Raw genomic sequence first — 18479 nt, 5'->3', positions numbered from 1 at the left:
TCATATTGATGTCCCCTCATCTACCGAGGTAAATCCACTGAATAAACTGTCCATTCCTTCAATCAACTCCTGCGCTGGGCGACAACTAAAAATGCCGTTACCCGGATGTTGCTTATCAATACCACGCAGGAAGAGATAAATGACGCCACCAAAATCACGTTGATAGTCATAGCTGGCTAACCGATGACGTAAATAGCGGTGTAATGCCAAGGTATAAAGCTGATATTGCAGATCATAGCGATGTTCAGCCATGGCTTGGGTCATCGCCTCCACGGTGTAAGCGCTGCTGTCTTCTCCCAGCCAGTTGGATTTGTAATCCAATAAGTAATACTGACCTTGCCAACAGAAAACCAAGTCAATAAACCCTTTGAGCATCCCACGGACTTGCTGAAAATCCAATACCGGGCACTGACGAGAGAGTGGATCGTAGTGTTTAATTAAGGTGTCTAACTCTCGGGCTTGTAGCAGCGTGTCAATGGGCAGATAAAATTGTAATTCCGCTTGTTTGCTCTGTGGTGTTAACTCCGCCAGTGTCACACCGGTTTCATTAAGTGGGACGTGTACAATGTCATTTAGCCACTGATACAACATAGGTGACCATTGCTCACCAAACCCTTGCTGCTGTAATTGTTCGGAAAGCCACTCCTGCTCAATGGGTTGACTAAAATCCAATGGCTCAAGCAAATCATGCAGGAAAGTCCCCGGTGCTGCGCCGCGAGGGAAAGTATGCGGGGTTAAATGGGGCTCGGTTATCAGTGCTTGCTCGCCAGCAGCATCGGTATCCAGCCGGGGTAATAACTCCTGTAAAGGCACATTCAATGCCGGTAATAGGCTATTTTTGCTGGAGCCATGCTGCTGTAGACCGGAATAACTGGTCACGCGCCAGTAATCTTGTATTTGTCGGTTAAAGTGACGAGCAGCAAGGGAAGGAACTTCCTCCGGCTGTGGCTGCCAAGGAGTCTCACTTAGTTGCCCGGCGGGTGAAACCGAGATATCCCCTCCAGCAAGTGTCGCCAGCTCTGTGAGTTTGTCGGCCAGATACTGTGCATCACCTGCTTTACCTTGTTGTACCAGATAGCCCAAGGCACTGAGGTGCATATCACTGTCGCCTTGCTTTTTTCGCCCGCCTTTAATCAGCGGAGCAATACCCACGCTACAATGATAAACCGCACGAGTGAGTGCCACATATAATAGCCGTAGGTCTTCCGCCAAGCGCTCTTCTTCCGCCAAGGCTTGACTCTCATCGTCGGCATTCAGATCCAATAATGCTTCAAAACTGTGGCGGTCATGATAGAGCACATCTTGCTGCTGACGAAAATTGCCCACGAAAGGCAGCCATACCAACGGATATTCCAGCCCTTTCGATTTATGGATAGTAATGACCTGCACTAAATGGCGGTCACTTTCCAAACGTAATTGTTGGTTATCTGACTGGTGATTTGGCTGTGCTATTTGTTGTGCTAGCCAGCGGATTAGTGCGTGCTCACTATCAAGTTGTGATGCCGCCTCTTGCAATAATTCCCCTAGATGCAACACATCTGTCAACCGACGCTCACCACCGGGGGTAGCAAGCAAATTTTCAGCTAAATGACGGCGGGCCATTATCTCACGTAGCATTGGCAACACGCCACGATGCTGCCAATGTTGGCGATAGCGATCGAATTCATCAACTAAAGCATCCCAAGCTCGCTCATCGTGGTTTAATTCATCCAACATTTTGGCATCCAGCCCTAAGATGCCGGTCGCCATAGCGCTGCGTAGTGCCCGTTCCTGCTCAGGGGCAAGCACCGCCTGCAATAACCACAGTAAATCTTTGGCTTCTGTCGTATCAAATACACTGTCACGATTGGACAAGTAAACTGATGGGATGGCTAATGCGCTTAGCGCATCACGCACCAAAGCCGCTTCTGCCCTGCTGCGTACTAATATGGTGATATCCGACGCCTGAACCGGCTTTGAGCTTTTACCCGTGACTAATTGGGCCAGCCCTTGCTGGCCTGCAGTTAACCATTCACGGATTTGAGCCGCACACTGGCGCGCCATTAATTGTTGGTATTCACTAACCCCAACACCTTCTCCCGGCTGTAACCAGAAAGATAGCGCTGGTTGTTTTTTCCCTTTAATTTCAAATGACAATTGACTATTTTTTTCAGCCGGTGTCACATTGATAAAAGGAATTTGTTCAAATAAGAAAGGAACATCGACCAAACTAAAAAGCCTGTTGACTGATTGCACCATCGGGAAAGATGAACGCCAGTTAGTCTCCAGTGTATAGTGGGCACTTACTTCTGAACGAGCACGAATATAAGTAAAAATATCTGCTCCACGGAAAGCGTAAATCGCCTGTTTAGGATCCCCAATCAGTAATAGGCCGCAATCGCTTTGCCCACCATAAAGAGTGTGGAAAATACGGTATTGTTGGGGGTCGGTATCCTGGAACTCATCAATCATTGCTACGGGGTAACGGGTACGAATGGTTTGCGCCAGTAGCTCCCCACCCGCTTGCTGTAATGCTGTATCCAGTTTACTGAGTAGGTCATCAAACCCCAATTCTGCTCGTTGCCGTTTCTCTTGCTGGACGCTAGTGCGTATTTCACTAATCGCTCGGGCTAAAATTAGATCCCTTAAGGTCAGCGGCTGTTCATATATCTGATCTATCGCACTGAACAAAGCATGTTGGGGGGCGGCCCCTTTTTTCGTTTTTTCAAATAATACTGACTGGCGAAATTTTTCCAGTTCTTTGGGTAATTGATAATCACCCGTTTCTTGTTCTGCCCAAATCCCGACTTTTTCTAGCCAATTAGGTAAATGTTTAGCGCTGTAGCTGCGTTTATCTACACCAGAGTGACTAATCAATGCCTCTAACTCATGAGCCGCGGTACGCCATTGCTCTTTAACTGTATCAATTTGCACCACGATTTGCTGATGTCGACTGAGTATCGTTTCATCATCACCCGGCGCTTGACGAAACTTTGGGGTCTCTCCCTGCAAATATGCAGAAAGGTCTTTGAGTAGAGCCTCTGGCCCGCTCCATTCCTGACTGACCGCTCGAGCGATAGCCAAGGGCAGTGGATAACAATGACGCCGCCAGAAATCAGCACAAGCTTGTCTACGTAGTGGTAGCTCATCCTGCACTAATGTTTGTTCAAATAAAATGCCGGACTCAAATGCATTGTTCGCCAGCATTCGCTGACAAAAGCCGTGAATCGTGTAAATAGCCGCTTCATCCATCTGGCGCTCTGCCGCTAGCAACTGTGCTGCGGCCTCGCCCAGATCGATAATTTCAGCTAATAAAGCTTTATGCATTGGATCATCACTGACTCCCCGCACGCACGCGATACGCAACTCATGAATATTGTCGCGAATTCGCCCTCTTAACTCTTCTGTTGCCGCTTCGGTAAAGGTCACCACTAAGATTTCCTCAACCATTAGGGGGCGTCGAAACGCAGCCTCCCCACCTAGGCCCAACAACAATCTGAGATAAAGAACCCCAATGGTAAAAGTTTTACCCGTACCGGCAGAAGCCTCAATCAGCCTCTCACCATACAAGGGGAGCGTTAGCGGCTCCAGCCGCTGGGGAGTGATTGATGTCATGGAGCCAATACCTTCTGCGGTAGGGTTGCTTGCAAGGCAGAGGTTGTTGGATAGGTTGTCCAACCCTTAAGCACTGCATACCCACCCGTTGTTTGTCCTAAGCCTTTAACTTGAGAAAGCAGCGCTAAGCCTTGCGGTTTGATGACGGCTTGCTGGAAGAAATCTGCCAACGCAGTGTTGGTCAAGAGCCTCACCTGAGCAATCATTTTCTCACGGCTATCAAACGCAAAATTATTGCGGTTAAAATCATTACTGTAACGGCTGGCTTCTTCATCCAGCGTTTGTGGGCGTTGCAGTAATTGGTTAATTAACCCCTGCTTATATTGCTCAAAATCTGCCGATTTCATGTCACGCAGGCGCTTTTCAGCCTGTGGATAGAAAGCCAAATAGCGCTGATAGAGATAATCAGGTTGCTTACTGTTACTTTGCAGCAAGAAGCCCAAGCCCCACTGCCGGCCAACCGACATTGGGAAGGCAAATACCGCATAGCCCAGTTGCTCTTCTGTCCGTAGTTGATCATAAAACCACGGCTGAACAATTTGCCCCAACAAGGCACTGTAGGCCATCCCTTTAATCTCGGTATATCCAGTCGGAATATAGACCGCTGCCAAAGCAGCATCAGAGCTGCTGCCAAGCCGTTCCATGTTAGCTAACTGAGCCTTATCAACCACCACATCTTCACCCGTCCACCAAGTGTTACCAGTGAGGCTCAGTTGTTTTTTCAACGACTCAGCCAGATCAGTTACCTGTTGGGCGGTCATATTGCCTACAGCCAGAACTTCCATTGCAGATTGTTTAAGCAAAGCATCACGGTAGGCCACAACATCTTGCACACTGATGGTATCCAACAATTTGCGCCGTTCAGTGCGTTCTGAGTAGGGAACATGAGACAGTAACTTAGCGGGTTGAATAGCCAGTTCATAGGCTTTGCCTTTCTCAGCAACTTCCAGTTGTTCGCGATACCAAGACTTAGCCTGTATGAGCTCCTCTTCTGTTGGTGTAAACCCGGAGTAACCCTCCATTAAGGAGGTCAGCAGCTGTGGCATTCGCTGTGTGAAACCATTTGCGCTGACATACAGACCATTGTTCGGTGCAGTCGAGAAGCTTATCCCCCCGATAGATGCCTGATAACTCAATTCATCGAGTGACAGGCCAGCAAGATAATCCGTCAAGGCAAACAATACCTGATGACGAGCGGTATCCGATGCATGAGGATTGCGAAAAGCTACTGAGATATCGGCTTTCGGTTCGTCAGCAAAATACTGACTTGGCATATAAAACACTCGCAAGCCGGGTTGTTCTGCCACTTTCTGTGGCCGGGTAATATTTTTGTCAGCTTTAATTAAAGAGAAGCTATCCGGAATGTAAGGGTTCAGTGCGGGTAAGTTCAGTTGGATACCTTTCCCCAGCGTCTGCCATTCTTGCATTTCTTGCGGAGTGATTTTATTCACCTGATAGGGGGCATCAACGAAATAAGCGACTTTGTTGTGCGGTTCATCAGGGCTAACAAACCAGATACGGGCATTTTCTGGCGTCATTTCAGCCAGCCGAGCTGCAATGGCTTTAGGATCGTACTTATCAGCCAGATAAGGCGCGTCTAGCACATGTGCTACAGGTACTCGTAGCATCATATCCACCAGCCACTCAATGTAATCCATGTCCCGCGTAATTGAGGGGTAGCGGAAGTCCAGATTCAAGACATGGGCGATTTCATCAAAATAGCTCTGTTTAATGCCCTCTTTGTGCAGCAAGTTGATGTAATCAAAAATGGCTGCTACGACGACATCACGCTGCGCCAAGCCTTTATCGGTGAGTGAGACTGAAATGGAGAATACACCGCCATTTCTGTCAACCATGGGGTCTGCACCGGCATTAATTGCCTCTGCCAAACCTTGTTTTTGTAGCCAGTCAGACAACGTATCTTTGCTACGATTGCCAATCAAATAGCTAATATAGGTATCTGTTTTGCTACGGAACTCTGCACTGTTGTTTTCAATGCGAAACTCTACTTTTAACTGCTTACGAGGCTGGGCCGGGACATAATGGATAATAATGCCAGTTTGATCGGGAGTGACCGCCGGGACTGTAATCGGCGGTACTGTCGCATCTCTATTTGGAATAAGGCCGAAAGTATCAGCCGCTAATTGCGCTAACTGCTCCAAAGGCTGATTACTATACAGTACAGCCACCATCAGATTGGCAGAGTAGTAACGATGATAGAAACTCAGTAGCTCATCATGTAATTTGCCATCTGGCTTGTCTTTAAGGGTGTCTAGATTACCGCCAGAGAAACGTGCGCTCGGGTGCGCTGGATTAAGAGTTTCAGCATTAACCTGTGCCATTCGCATGCCGTCTCGGGAGCGGGCCATCGTTAATTCAGCATTCACCGCATTACGTTCACGATCAGCATTAATCGGGTCTAACAGTGGTTCAGCAATGGCATCGGCCAGACGGTCAACCGCTGGGGCCAAGGCATCATTCTCAATTTCAAGATAGAAGGCGGTTCGATAAGAGGCCGTGCTCGCATTATGGCTACCGCCATGTTTCTTCAAAAACTCAGAGAAACTGCCGGGTTCAGGGAAACGCTTAGATCCCATCAGTAACATGTGCTCTAAATAGTGAGCTAAACCCAGTTGGTTATTGGGATCTTCCAGTGATCCGACAGGTAATGCAACAGCCGCCAAAGACTTTGGTGCTTGTTCATCAGAAACAAGCAGTACAGTCATACCATTAGGCAATTTTATTGCCTGATATTTGCGCAGATCATGTTCACTTTTGTGAATAGCTTCTGCCAGTGGTTGCCATGCAGGTGTTTTAGCCCAACTCAGTGGAGCTAACAAACCCAATAAGAAAAATATGCCAATGAACCGGGCAAACTGTTTATGCATTCCGTTTCTCCCCTAACCCCTAAAATCGCCGCTAAAGCACATACCCGGCTTCTTGTATTGAATAGCTTGCTTTGCTAATGAGCAATTCTCACGCCTTATTATGACGGGCTATCGGTAATAAATAACGTTCAGTTTCGTGTAATATCATGTCGAGATGTTGGTTATCCATCAGGCGGAAAACCCTTTGTATATAGTGATCCTCACCTTCACCAGCGATCCGCTGATCACCTTGCCACGCTTGTAACAGTTTCATCCGGGCTTTCGTTTGTGTTTCTTCATCCCACAAGATCTGGCCAGACTCACGATCAAAGCATTGGCTCAACCATGCCCAACCACTTTTGCTCAACAGAAGCAGAGGTTCGCACATGCCTTGCTGATAGCCGGTAATGAGTTGCTGCAAATATTGCCGAGCTTCGTCGGCACTCAGACAAGGATAGCGCCACCCGGTTCCTTTACGCCCATACATCCGGCTTTCGCCCTCTCCCCCCGCCGCGCAATACACTAAATGCTCAATCCATAACAAAAGTCCATCGACAGCAGTAAGTGCCGCAGGCCGCCAACGAATTAACCCATCCTCCTGAATCTGATGAATCCATCCGGTAAGCGTGGTTTCACCCAATTCAATATTCAACTCAATACTCTGGTTCTCTTTACGTTCGGCCCGAATTTGTTCTGCCAATGGCACCATTTCTTCTTGCTGGCTTTCCCAATACAGCTCACCAAAGGCACCATAAGGAAGACTGCCTGCCGCGCGGGCGCGGGAGAACACCGTGGTGATGTCACTGTCCTCTATCAGAGCATTGAGCAACTGAGTATTAAACTGGTAGCGATTAAGATTATCTAAGGTAAATGGCTCTTCATCGGGTAGCTCTGTTTCTTCAATCACAAAGTTAACCCCTAAGCGCAGTTGGAAGAATGCTCGAACTGGATGACGATAGAAGCGAATTAATTCATCCAATGTGATTTCAGGTAAGTGTTCGGGCGGTAATGGCCGATTAAATTGTGGATGTGCCTGCCCTTTAGACTCAGCAGAGGGCAGCCATTCCGCAGCATAACTCTGCAATTCACTGCCTTGAATAAAGTTTTCTGCGGAAAATGGCATCCGAGCATGCCAGCAGAGTAAATGGCGGATAACGCGCTTGGCACTTTCATCTGCACTGAGTGCTTCATCTCCCGGCAAATGATAGCTTTGTGAGATATATTCAATCAATTCACTGACCAGCACTGAAGGGTAGCGCTTGCTGTTGTCTTGAATAGAACGCCCGATATAACTGATATAAAGCTGTTGCTGAGCAGAGAGCAGCGCTTCAAGGAACAGATAGCGATCATCGTCACGACGGCTACGATCACCGCGGCGAACCTGTTTTGCCATTAAGTCAAAACCCAGCGGCGGCAGTGTTCGTGGGTAGACGCCATCATTCATTCCCAATAAGCACACGACTTTAAATGGGATGGAGCGCATCGGCATCAATGTACAGAAGTTGATCGGCCCGGCGAGGAAGCGTTGGCTGATTCGCTCATTATCCAAACGCGAAGCCAGTTCATCACGCAACAGATTCAGTGGCACGATATCGGGATATTGGGCAGCAATACCGTAGCTGATAACTTTCTGCCATTGCTGTTCAATCAAAACCAAAACGGCTTCTGTTTCTGCATCGGACTCGAAGAAGGTGTCCAATAATTGACGACAAAGTGGTAACCATTCGCACAGCGCACGAGGTTCACTTAATTGCTGTCGCCACTGACTAAGTTGCATCAACATATCAGCCAATTGCCCGGCGAGTTCTGCGGCTAGACCGCTAGATTCGTCATAAGGCAGAACCCCCTGCCAATCCCCCGCGGTGCTGTCCATGGCGTAACCCAACAACATGCGAGTTATACCAAACTGCCAAGTATGTTGGCCGGTTGCAGGCAGGGACAGCTCCCTCACATTGTCATCATCCAATCCCCAACGGATACCTGACTCCCCAACCCACTGCCGCAAGCGGCGTAATCCATCTTCAGTAATACTAAATTTGTTCGCTAAGGCGGGGACTTCCAACAATGCTAATACTTGCTCAGATGTGAAGCGGCTCTGAGGTAAATCCAATAGCGTAATGAACGCCTGGAGCGCGGGATGGGCCTGACTGGCTTTACGGTCAGAAATCGCAAACGGTAAATAGCGATCCCCTGTAGCATTGCCAAATGTGGCCTGAATATAAGGGGTATAACTATCGATATCCGCCACCATCACGATGATGTCACGTGGAGTCAGTTCTGAGTCAGTTGCTAATAATTTCAATAGATTATCTTGTAGAACTTCGACTTCGCGTTGCGGACTGTGGCAAACATGCAGACTGAGTGAGCGGTCACTCAGTTGTAATTCTCGTTTCTGGTCACTGCGGGCTAAGGTTTCCGGTGTGGTACCAATAATGGCGCTATCTTCTAATTCCAGCATATCGTGCTGAATACCATGCAATAAATTATCCGGATCGATATCAACAAAAGCATGCACCTCTTGGATCTCATCAACCTGAGACAATAAATACATATGATCTCGCCCAAGCCGGCCCCATGAAGCCAGTAGCGGGTTACTCAGGTCTTGCTCACCCTCAGCATTAAATAGCTGTTCTGCCTGTTCAGGGTGCCGAAATAGTTTTACGTCTATCGACTCACGGTAATGTCTGCGTTTGCGGCTTTGCAGTTTCGCCAAAAAGGCATAATCCTGAATATCACCCCAGAAATAACGGCATGGGTTAGTAAACATCAGGTGGATATCAATGTGTTTACCCAACGCTTGCAAAGCCTGTAAATAGATAGGGGGCAATGCAGATATGCCGCAAATAAATACCCGTTTGGGTAGCCCTGCTGGGCATACATCAGACTCGAGTAGGGTGCGGATAAAACGCTGATATAGATTGGCGCGATGCCATTCCGGTTGCTCCAACTCACGGGTATAGCGCGTAAGCTCGACCCACAATAAGGCTTGCCACTGCTGGGCATCGTCCAAATTGTCAATCAGTTGACCACGCTCCCAGCTCTCAAGCCACTCTGGACGATACACCAAATATTGGTCAAAAAGGTCAGCTACACGGGCGGCAAGTTGATGAATTTTGCGTTTATCACCATCATCACTTAAATAGCGTTTCATCGGAGAGAATGCCGGATTTTCCAATAAATCAGGCAGTAACCACATCAGCTTCCATGTCATTGCATCTTTACTAAATGCACTTTCCTTCGGGATCCCCGGTAATACACGGGTAAACATCTCCCAGATAAAGGTTGCGGGCAATGGGAATTCAATATTGGCTGCAATGCTAAATTGCTGTGCCAGTTGCATTTGCAACCATTGCGCCATTCCAGGGCTTTGAACCAGCACCACTTCTTGCTGGAAAGGGTTATCCAACGGCTCTCGTTCTATCAGCGCGGTGGTGAGCGCTTTGAGCAAATCCAGTTGATTAGAATGATAGACCGTGAACATGACAACTCCCTTTAGGCACAGTGGAAAATATCCATAAATGATTAAATCAGCTCATTATCACTTTCGGATGCATCCTGAGGTTTAATACTCTAGCTTGATAATAAGTGAGCGCAATAGGTTATCTTCATTATCCCGCTTTCGCGCCTGATGCCGCATGAGTGCTCACCTCTCTAAGAACAAAACCAGCGACTTAATTTTGCCCGTCGTGTTGGTGGTATTGTTAGCGTAAAATTAAGCTCCGTACACTCCCCATCAACCCTAGCCATCGATTGCTGATAGTGCCAGTTAGGTGCCAATTCAGAGTTCAACTGCTTTGAGGGGATATTATCTGCTCCACTCTCAATATGTTGATTAAGCCAAGACCATGCCTGGCGCTGTTGCCATAAAGCGGAGAACCCTTGCAAAAGCGCCTGATGGTATTGCAGTAATCCCAATAGTGAAACCGTGAAAAATAATGCAGCAATAAGCACTTCCGGCAAACTAAACCCCTGTTGCCCATGTGGGTGGGATGAGGATTTAGCCAGTAGGCGCGGATAAGGAGCTTTCAGTAAATACAAAATTGGTCATCCTTGTCAGGGCAAAAATCCAACCAACCATGTGGGGCCTTAACCAATTGATAGCCATCATCATGATCTTTCTCTGTATGCAGTTTGACGCGTTGATACAGTATCAACGGGATATTAAAACCTTGGCTCTCGCCCCTGAGGATAAAATAACCAGCCAGTGAAGCCGGTTTAAGGCAGGCTTTCAAACCATATTGTTGATGCTCATTGCATAACCAAGTAGCCCCAGCTCGCCACGGCATAGCAAATACCCAGCGCTGCTTTATCCCCCAATTCAATGATGATGTCGCCTGATTAAAAGCCCTTAAATGGTGCTGCTCCTCAGCTGTAATTTGCTGAATATTATCTAATTGCCGGTGTAACGCTGACAGCAGAAACAAACCAAGGGCAAAAAGTGTGGCGACGGCAGCCAAGGTGCTCGCCCCTTGTTGACGATTCAGTTTCATAGGTTATTGCCGCGAATCGTATAAGTGAGCTGATGATGAATTGCCGGATTACCCGTTCGTTGCCCGGCCAACTTCACCCTATAAACCTTTCCTGAGGTTAGCTGAGACCAGTGATCAACAGAAAAGTGTGTAACCGTAATCTCTTGCGGATCAAACAGTTTTTCCCAACCACGGCTCGAACAATTCAATTCACCGCGCTGGCCTTCTAATGCTTTATTGCGTAGGCGATAACCAAAATATTCAGACTCCGAATGTTTCTCCCCTTCCCATCGGCCATTACGGTTAAGGTCATAAGCCATAATCAAACACGAATTTGTTGTTTCTCCCGGATAATGATGTGTTGTCATCGCTTTTCCCTGACACTCACCATGACAAAACCCTGCCCGTCGCAGATCTTTTTCCAGCGCAGCCATAACCTGACTTAGTGCTAACTCCAGATGGTAGTGTTGCTGCAATAGTGAAATTTGCCGATGCAATTTAGGGAAGGCCTGCGTCGCGGCCATCATAATCAAGCTACCTATACTCAATGCCAGCATCATTTCCGGCAGGGTAAAACCCGTCATATATCTCGGTAAAAAATGGCCTGATATTACTGACTCTTTGGTTATTATTGGCATACATGAATACCTGCCATCGATTGTTCTTCACTGCACAGCCTCATCCGCCCACGGCTGGAAATAATCAGTCTGATGCGCCCAACGGGGTTACTGAGGATGATATTCCCTGCTTGTGCCGTGTTCCTCACACCAAAGAAACCTATTTCTTTTTTCAAGGCAATCGTAAGAACCACATCAGGATAAGGGGGGATAAATATTGAGTTTGTGATTGAAGAACAGTGGGTTAAAGGTTTATTACCCCTACCTAAGCACCCCCGCCCATTAGGCTGTACCCATAATAGTGCCGTGTAGTTACCACGATTAGCCCCTGCCTGCATGTGCGTTAAGAAGGCCAGTAACTGCCGAGCGCTATCCACGAGCCTCTCTCGTTGTCGATAATGATGCCAACTTTGCGCTCCCCATGTGGCCATTGCTCCAACCAATGCAATAACCAGTAGTAGTTCAATAAGGCTGATACCTTTTTGTTTTATAAGGGCATTATTCCTTATAAGACGTAGGGAATATTGTGATGTATTTATTTTCATCCCGCGAGTTTACGGCGCTGGAATTCAAATTCCAGCCACGGGTTATCAAGCTTAGGAAAGGTGCGCAAAACTTTATTTATGACGACAGAAATTCAGCAAAGCTTGCGGGGTGGCTCGCAATTATTACCAAAGGTGAGGAGTCGGAGTCGCTCAGAAGTGAAGTAGTGAAGTAGTGAAGTAGTGAAGTAGTGAAGTAGTGAAGTAGTGAAGGATAAAAATATAAAACCGGAGCCATCACAGCTCCGGTCAGAATCAGCAATATCTAGATAGCAACGGGAGCTTTGATTCCCGGATGAGGATCGTATCCTTCAATTTCAAAATCATCAAAACGATAATCAAACAATGACTCAGGTTTACGTTTGATAATCAGCTTTGGCAATGCCCGTGGTTCGCGGCTCAATTGCAGCTGTGTTTGCTCCATATGGTTGCTGTATAGGTGCGTATCGCCCCCAGTCCAGACAAAATCACCCACGTCCAAATTACATTGCTGCGCCATCATATGCACCAGTAATGCATAGCTGGCAATGTTAAATGGCAAGCCAAGGAACACATCGCAAGAGCGCTGATACAACTGGCAAGACAACTTGCCATCAGCAACATAGAACTGGAAGAAAGCATGGCAAGGCGCCAGTGCCATTTGATCCAGCTCACCCACATTCCACGCAGAAACAATGATACGGCGGGAGTTAGGGTCTTGCTTCAATTGCTGCACTACATTGCTGAGTTGGTCAATTTTACGGCCATCAGCAGCCCCCCATGCACGCCATTGCTTGCCATACACCGGGCCAAGTGAGCCGTTTTCATCTGCCCATTCATCCCAAATTGAGACGTTATTCTCCTTCAGATAAGCAATATTGGTATCGCCATTAAGGAACCATAACAGCTCATGGATGATGGAGCGCAGATGGCAACGTTTGGTGGTCACCAGCGGGAAGCCGTCTTGTAAATTGAAACGCATCTGATGCCCAAAGATAGATACAGTCCCGGTTCCGGTACGGTCATCTTTAGGTGTGCCTTCTGCCAGCACTTTTTTCATCAAATCCAGATACTGTTTCATGTTACCTCACGAAAGTTGTTGCGTAGGACGGCGATACGCCCAAATCATCATAATGATACCGGCCAGAATCATAGGTACAGATAATATCTGCCCCATGCTGATCACGCCGTCGAACAAACCAAGTTGCGCATCTGGCTGGCGGAAACATTCCACGATAATACGGAACACACCATAGCCAATCAGGAACAAGCCGGAAACACTGCCCATCGGACGCGGCTTACGTATAAACAGATTCAGGATGATAAACAGCACCACCCCTTCAAGGATCATTTCATACAGTTGTGAAGGGTGGCGTGGCAATACACCGTATTGATTGAATATCGCCTGCCATTTTGCGGGATCGGCAGCAACAATCGCAATATCTTCACCACGCGAGGTCGGGAAGAGCATTGCCCACGGGGTATCGGTGGTCACTCGGCCCCATAATTCGCCATTGATAAAATTCCCCAGACGACCGGCACCTAGACCAAACGGAATCAAAGGCGCAATAAAGTCAGCAACTTGGAAGAAATGGCGCTTAGTGCGGCGGGCGAACCACAGCATCACACAGATAACACCAATCAGGCCGCCGTGGAATGACATGCCGCCATCCCATACCTTAAACAGATACAGTGGATTATCGAGGAACATCGGCAAGTTATAGAACAGGACATAACCGACACGCCCACCGACAAACACCCCAAGGAACCCGGCGTAAAGGAGATTTTCGACTTCTTCTTTGGTCCAGCCGCTACCGGGCTTATTGGCCCGACGAACTGCCAGCCACATGGCGAAGACAAAACCCACCAAATACATCAGGCCATACCAATGAAGGGAAACTGGGCCAATGGAGAAAATGACCGGATCAAATGTTGGAAACGCCAGATAGCTATTGCTCATCTATCACCACGAAATGTCTATTGTTCTTGCCCAGTTAGGGCTACAGGTAGCGCATAATAGCATAGGGCAGAGTGTGTCTGGAAAGCCGCTTGGAGAAAAGTTCTGTAAACAATGCTCCCCTGTACAAGAGAATCCTTGGCTCAACGCAGTGACTCGGGTAAACAAGAGCAGCCAACAGCGCTAAGGAAAAAGAATTATTTCCCGCCTCGGATTAACCCGCCCAGCCCTCTTCGCTCCATAAATGCTGCCGTGAGATGGCGCACGTCCGTCGTCATTTGAGCGGCTAATACTCGCTCGGCTAAGGCTTGTGCATCCGCTAACTCGATATTGCGCAGCAAGTATTTAATTCGTGCCACACTGCGGCCATTCATACTGAGATTACGATAACCCAGCCCAATCAGTAATAACGCGCCCATAGGGTCACCGGCCATTTCACCACACAAACTCACCTGAAGACCGGACTGTGTCGCTTGAGTCAAAATATGACGGAGCACTTGCAACACCGCAGGGTGTAGGCTGTCATAGAGTGAAGCCACACGGGTATTATTGCGATCCACCGCCAGCAGGTATTGTGTTAGGTCATTGGTGCCAACCGAGATAAAATCCACCCGCGATTTTAGGTAAGGCAGCATGAAAATCATCGCCGGCACTTCAACCATCACACCCAATTTAGGCTGTGGCAATTCATAACCCAGAACTTCCTGAACTTCACGCCCGGCGCGGTCAATGAGGCGTTTTGCTTCATCGACCTCTTCCAGGCTGGTGACCATCGGTAATAAAATACCTAAATTACCGGTTCCTGCATTAGCCCTAAGCATCGCTCTGACTTGGATCAAGAAGATCTCCGGCTGATCCAGCGTAACGCGGATACCACGCCAACCTAGGCAAGGATTCTCCTCGCTGATAGGCATGTAAGGCAGCTGTTTATCGGCACCAATGTCCAACGTTCTTAGCGTGACCGATTTATTGGGATAAAGCTGCAACATACCTTGATACTGTGCGACTTGTTCTTCTTCTGATGGGAAACCACTTTGCAGCATAAAAGGGATTTCGGTACGGTACAGACCAACACCATCAACCCGCCCACCCAGTAGCTGTTCATGCTCCGGGCTAAGACCCGCATTAAGCATAACCTGAACTCGCTCACCACTTTTCAGGGCTGCCGGTTGTTCAACATCATCTTCCGCCAGTTTACTCAGCTCGATCTCTTCAGTAACCAGCCGCTGATACTCTTTAACCAGCACTGGCTCAGGATCAACCAGCACCTCGCCACGATAACCATCGACAATCAAGAGACGCTGATTAAGCAGCGAAGGTTGAATATCCGCACCCATTACGGTCGGTATCCCCATGGCGCGCACTAAAATGGCGGCATGAGAGTTAGCTGCACCGTCTCTTACCACCACACCCGCCAGACGATCCTGCGGGACCTCAGCTAATAGCGTGGCAGTTAGCTCATCGGCCACCAGAATAAAGCGCGCGGGCCATTGACTGGCCCCTGAGGTGCTATCATCGAGATGGAATAACAAACGCTGGCCCAGTGCGCGTAAATCACTGGCACGCTCGCGCATGTAGGTATCTTGTAGGCTGGCAAATTGTGCGGCAAATTGCTCAACCACCTGCTTAACCGCCCACTCAGCCACAGAACCGGCATCAATTTGGGCGAAAAGCTCGCGTTTTAGGCGGGCATCATTGAGCAAGTGAGAATAGAGATCGAAAATTGCCGCGCTCTCTTTTTGTGAGCTGGCGGCAAAGCGCTTACTGAAACGGCGGAATTCAGCCGCAGCCTCTTCCAATGCCTGAGTCAGACGTTCACGCTCCAGAGCAGGATCGAGTGTCGAAGCTTCATAAACTAAATCGAGGGAAGGCTGTGAAGTATCTTGCCAGCCTTCAGCTACCGCAACGCCGGGGGCTGCAGCCAGTGCGCGGATTCGGGTTTGGCGGTATTGACCAAAAATCGCATTAAGCTGAGATTGAGACAGGATGCCAGCCAGTTGTGTCGCCAGCGTGACCATGAACGACTCTTCGCTCTCATCAAACTGACGATGCTCACGTTGCTGAACCACCAGCACACCAAGTAATTGGCGGCGATAAATAATAGGCACCCCGAGAAACGCACGAAAGCGGTCCTCTTTAACTTGGGGAACATATTTAAAGCTAGGGTGGCTCTGTGCATCAGCCAAGTTAATTGGCTCGGCCAAACGCCCTACCAGCCCGACGATACCTTCGTCAAAAGCCAGTGTAATAGTGCGACCACGGGGTTTTTTCAAACCCCGTGTCGCCATCAGGTAATAACAACGGCGGTCATTGTCTGCCAGATAAATCGAGCAGACTTCCGTGTCCATCGCCAGACAGGTTTCATTGACCAACAGCTCTAACGCATCCGTTAGGCTGGTTGCCATCGCCACTTTCTCAACTATTTCTCGCAAACGCGTGAGCATGATCGGCTTAACTTAACCTCTTTTACGGCGATAAGCGGGCGGCACCCGTGGCGGAGCGGCCTCCTGCACAGGCATTACGGTTGGCGCAAACTCTTTCATTACGCGACGATAAACATCACGTTTAAAAGACACCACCTGACGCACCGGATACCAATAACTGACCCAGCGCCAGCCATCAAACTCCGGGGTACTACTGCGTTGCATGTTGATATCGGCTTCATTACACATTAACTGTAGTAGAAACCATCGCTGTTTTTGGCCGATGCATACCGGCTTTGTATCCCAACGCACCAAACGCTTTGGTAATTTGTAACGTAACCAGTTACGAGTTGAAGCCAGAATTCGGACATCCTTTTTGTTAAGTCCTACCTCTTCAAAAAGTTCGCGATACATAGCCTGCTCTGGCGTCTCTCCGGGGTTTATTCCCCCTTGAGGAAACTGCCAAGAGTGCTGACCATAACGCCTGGCCCACAACACTTCGCCCTGCCGATTACAAATTACAATACCCACGTTCGGGCGGTAGCCATCATCATCGATCACCGGACTACCTCGATAAGCTTAATACTCAAAGATACCCTGATTGTTTCACACTAGTAACAGGCGGTAAACCACTGCTTATCCGCCAGCAAAACCTGACAACTTTGGGATAACTCACAGATATTAGCAAAGTTATAAACACCCTAGGGGCTACTTGCTCTATTTTATTCACTTTTTCTGTGGATATAGGTGTGCAGAACTCTAGGGAAAAGCAGGTACAACTCATTTTAACGTTATTATACGCCAAAAATATAAAAAAAAATAAATGATTAATTTCAATAAAATAACAGGTTTCCCACAGGTATCCACCCAACAAAAATGTGATCTATATCCGTTTTAGATCTGGCACTGGCTAAAGATCCATCAATGTGGTTTTTATCCACAGATAATGGGGTAAAGTTATGCAAAAAAGAGTGAAACTCGCAAAAAAACCTGCCGTCAAGGCTGTAAATTGAACCAGTGATCGTGATTTACTGAGGTTATCCCATAAATCTGTGGATAAATAGGTGTAAGATCCTGTTCATTATTCCTGTCAACAAGTGCACAAGATAGTCAGAATAAAAGCATTTCCTGAGCGGAAGGAAAGAAAACTTCCGTTAAATCATGCTATTATTCATTTCTGCCGTACTGAACAACAATACATCTACAGTCACTTTTATTTCAGCTTGTTTTTTAACCGACTTTAGCAGGTTTTTATCCATGTCTGTTTATTCACTGCCTCCAGCACCACCCACTGATGAACATCAGCTTTTACAGCGTGCTCAAGCGTTGTCAGGTTTTACTCTTGGCGAACTAGCGGCTCAAGCGCAATGGGTTATTCCGGCGGACCTAAAACGTGTAAAGGGTTGGGTTGGCATGTTGTTGGAGTTTTATCTGGGAGCTAGCGCCGGCAGTAAACCTGAACAGGATTTTGCGGATATCGGTATCGAGCTGAAAACGATTCCTATTAGTGCGCAAGGTAAGCCACTGGAGACAACTTTCGTCTGCGTTGCCCCGTTGACGGGCAACAGTGGTATCACTTGGGAAAGCAGCCATGTGCGACACAAGTTAGCCAGAGTATTGTGGGTGCCTGTGGAAGGGGAGCGACAAATCCCCTTAGCTGAACGCAGAGTCGGCGCGCCCTTACTGTGGAGCCCGAATGAAGAAGAGGAAGAACTGCTGCGACGCGATTGGGAAGAGTTAATGGATCTTATCGTTCTGGGAAAAGTCGAAACCATTACTGCACGCCACGGCGAAGTATTACAACTGCGCCCGAAAGCGGCCAACAGTCGTGCACTGACGGAAGCCATTGGCGAGCAAGGCCAGCCTATAATGACGCTGCCCCGCGGCTTTTATCTGAAAAAAACGTTCACAGGCCCAATGTTAGCCCGACACTTTTTACTGTAACGCAGAATTCGCTTATTGATTGTCTGGCAACAATAGCAATTACCTAGGATATGTACCGATTAATAAATAAAAGCGTATAATTGTATT

12 protein-coding genes are annotated in these 18479 nt (G+C 48.0%); 1 reads left to right on the top strand and 11 read right to left on the bottom strand.

Annotated elements, in window-relative coordinates:
• The 11 genes from recB to rppH all read right to left on the bottom strand — a co-directional run bounded on the left by recB (position 1) and on the right by rppH (position 17009).
• On the bottom strand, positions 1–3594 hold the full coding sequence (gene recB, locus ACIOG0_RS04590; RefSeq protein WP_128451564.1) for an exodeoxyribonuclease V subunit beta: 3594 nt from the start codon (positions 3592–3594) through the stop codon (positions 1–3).
• Positions 3591–6482: a pitrilysin gene (gene ptrA, locus ACIOG0_RS04585; RefSeq protein WP_128451565.1), complete on the bottom strand. Its 2892-nt coding sequence runs from the start codon at positions 6480–6482 to the stop codon at positions 3591–3593. The genes recB and ptrA overlap by 4 nt, the downstream gene beginning before the upstream one ends.
• An 88-nt stretch (positions 6483–6570) precedes the next feature.
• Entirely contained in the window at positions 6571–9942 is a 3372-nt protein-coding gene (gene recC / locus ACIOG0_RS04580) for an exodeoxyribonuclease V subunit gamma (protein WP_050296107.1), read from the bottom strand.
• Positions 9943–10112: 170 nt separating this feature from the next.
• Positions 10113–10499, bottom strand: a complete 387-nt coding sequence (locus ACIOG0_RS04575) for a prepilin-type N-terminal cleavage/methylation domain-containing protein (RefSeq protein WP_050296106.1) — start codon at positions 10497–10499, stop codon at positions 10113–10115.
• Positions 10487–10951: a YgdB family protein gene (locus ACIOG0_RS04570; protein WP_050296105.1), complete on the bottom strand. Its 465-nt coding sequence runs from the start codon at positions 10949–10951 to the stop codon at positions 10487–10489. The genes ACIOG0_RS04575 and ACIOG0_RS04570 overlap by 13 nt, the downstream gene beginning before the upstream one ends.
• The gene (locus tag ACIOG0_RS04565) at positions 10948–11568 is read right to left on the bottom strand and encodes a prepilin peptidase-dependent protein (RefSeq protein ID WP_050098087.1); all 621 of its coding nucleotides are present in this window, start codon (positions 11566–11568) and stop codon (positions 10948–10950) included. The genes ACIOG0_RS04570 and ACIOG0_RS04565 overlap by 4 nt, the downstream gene beginning before the upstream one ends.
• Positions 11559–12092, bottom strand: a complete 534-nt coding sequence (locus ACIOG0_RS04560; RefSeq protein WP_050098086.1) for a prepilin peptidase-dependent protein — start codon at positions 12090–12092, stop codon at positions 11559–11561. Before ACIOG0_RS04560 ends, ACIOG0_RS04565 begins: the two co-directional genes overlap by 10 nt.
• Before the next feature lie 262 nt (positions 12093–12354).
• The gene (gene thyA / locus ACIOG0_RS04555; RefSeq protein ID WP_050098085.1) at positions 12355–13149 is read right to left on the bottom strand and encodes a thymidylate synthase; all 795 of its coding nucleotides are present in this window, start codon (positions 13147–13149) and stop codon (positions 12355–12357) included.
• A gap of 6 nt (positions 13150–13155) precedes the next feature.
• On the bottom strand, positions 13156–14028 hold the full coding sequence (gene lgt / locus ACIOG0_RS04550) for a prolipoprotein diacylglyceryl transferase (protein WP_050098084.1): 873 nt from the start codon (positions 14026–14028) through the stop codon (positions 13156–13158).
• Positions 14029–14222: 194 nt separating this feature from the next.
• A complete protein-coding gene (ptsP, locus tag ACIOG0_RS04545; RefSeq protein ID WP_050098083.1) occupies positions 14223–16469 on the bottom strand; it encodes a phosphoenolpyruvate--protein phosphotransferase in 2247 nt (748 codons plus the stop codon).
• A 12-nt stretch (positions 16470–16481) separates the two neighbouring features.
• The gene (gene rppH / locus ACIOG0_RS04540; RefSeq protein ID WP_005165374.1) at positions 16482–17009 is read right to left on the bottom strand and encodes an RNA pyrophosphohydrolase; all 528 of its coding nucleotides are present in this window, start codon (positions 17007–17009) and stop codon (positions 16482–16484) included.
• A 696-nt stretch (positions 17010–17705) separates the two neighbouring features.
• Here rppH and mutH point away from each other — a divergent pair.
• Entirely contained in the window at positions 17706–18392 is a 687-nt protein-coding gene (mutH, locus tag ACIOG0_RS04535) for a DNA mismatch repair endonuclease MutH (protein WP_050140280.1), read from the top strand.
• The last annotated feature ends 87 nt before the right edge of the window (positions 18393–18479 follow it).

Origin of the sequence: Yersinia vastinensis (genome assembly GCF_044905075.1) — a bacterium.
Taxonomy (GTDB): domain Bacteria; phylum Pseudomonadota; class Gammaproteobacteria; order Enterobacterales; family Enterobacteriaceae; genus Yersinia; species Yersinia vastinensis.
The sequence above is the reverse complement of the archived record's forward strand: the minus strand, read 5'-3'. Positions and strand labels throughout refer to the sequence as shown.